At 70.9% G+C, this 1,604-nt stretch carries 1 protein-coding gene and 1 pseudogene; one reads left to right on the forward strand and one right to left on the reverse strand.

Annotation, left to right across the window (positions count from 1 at the left end):
* A partial coding sequence (locus tag ACFR9S_RS14970; protein WP_379818970.1) for a BGTF surface domain-containing protein occupies nt 1–1,144 on the reverse strand: 1,144 nt, incomplete at its 3' end.
* Between the two features lie 187 nt (nt 1,145–1,331).
* Here ACFR9S_RS14970 and ACFR9S_RS14975 point away from each other — a divergent pair.
* Nucleotides 1,332–1,604 (forward strand): annotated as a pseudogene (locus tag ACFR9S_RS14975) (hypothetical protein); the annotation flags it as partial.

Here is a 1,604-nt window from a genome sequence, read left to right on the forward strand (position 1 = left end):
TGCCGTCCGCTCCGGCAGCCGCGACTTGGAGGTCGTACTCGCCGGCGTCGAGTGCGGCCGGGAGGCTGTCCTCCGAGCGGACGCTGAGCTCGTCGCCGCTGGAGACGCTGACCGTCTCGCCCTCGCGACCGGCGAGTTCGGTGTCGAAGTAGACGGTCGCCTCCCCGTCGCCGTCGGCGTCGCGGACCTGCAGATCGAGCACGTAGCCCGCGGCCTCGCTACCGACGGTGAGCGTCGCAGTATCGGCGCCGTCGAACCGGATATCGATCGTGGCCACGTCACCGCGGACGGTGTCGACCACCGACTCGGTCAGTTCGACGGCCGCGCCCTCGTCGGAGCCGTTCGAGCCGGGGGTCGCCGTCGTCGTCTGTTCGGGGATTGGCGTCGGCGTGTCGCTCGGCGGCGTGTCCGCACAGTCGCCGCCACACCGGACCACTTCGGCCTCGGCGGTGGCGGAGTTCGTCCCGTCCTCGGTGCTGGCCTCGACGCTGAACGTCGCCCCCGCGTCGAGGAACGAGAAGTTGAACGCGGTGGCCCACGTGCCGTCCTCGGTCACGACCGCCGTCGAGGTGCGGAAGAAGTTGGGCCGGGTGTCGCCGGTCGACCGGAGGGAGACGACGATCTCGGTCCCCGTCGGCTCCGCGGCCGTGCCGGAGACGACCTGCGTGCTGCCGTTGGCGACTGTCACCGCGTCGCCCTCGTAGTCGATGGCGACGCCGTCGTCGGGTTCGGGCGTCGGTTCGACACAGCCGCCGTCACAGGCGACAATCTCGCCGGTCGCGTTGGCCGTCGCGTCGCCCGCCTCGACGGTCACGTTGAACGTCCCGCCGGCGGTCTGCTCCGAGAAGTCGAACGTGGCGCTCCACGTCCCGTTGCCGTCGACGGTCGCCGACTCGGTCTTGAAGAACTTCGGCTGAGTGTCGCCGGTCGCACGGATGCGAATTTCGACGGACTCGCCCTCGGGGAGGTCGGCCGTACCGGAGATCGTCTGCGCGCTCCCGTTGGCTACCGTGACCGACTCGCCCTCGTAGTCGATGCCGACGCCGGCTTGTGTGTCGGCGCCGGCTGGCGCGACGAGCGTCGGTAGCAGCACCGAGAGCGCCACGAGACCCGCGAGGGCGAGCGCACGGTACCGTCCGTTCATCGGTCCCACCTCCGCCGCTGGCGGGTAGTCGGTGTGTCCGGTTCGAGTGTGGTCCGTGGCTGTGCCGTGGAGGGCATACGCGAATCGTGGGACCGGGTTACCGAAAAACGGCCGATAGCTTCGACGCGATTTTACGCTACTGGCACCGTTCGGAGGGTTGATAGCTCCGGGGATCGTTCGCCCGGCGATGGCGTCCCGTTGGACCGAGGACTCCGGCCGACGACTCAGCCGCCGTCGGGCGATCACGCTCGGTGGCGGCGCCGTCGCCGCGGCGCTCGCGGCGGTGGGACTCCCGGGCCGGTCCGCCCGGTCCGAGGGGGTACTCGCCGACGAGTCGAACCCCGTCGAAGGGATCCACGGCATCGGCGTCACCGGGGAGGGCGTCCGCGTCGGCGTGCTCGATCCGACCGGGTTCGACCCCGGACACCCCGCGCTGGTGGACTCCGTGACCGGGCTGCGG

The organism is Halolamina salina, from assembly GCF_042678005.1.
In the GTDB taxonomy this organism is placed as follows: Archaea; Halobacteriota; Halobacteria; order Halobacteriales; family Haloferacaceae; genus Halolamina; species Halolamina salina.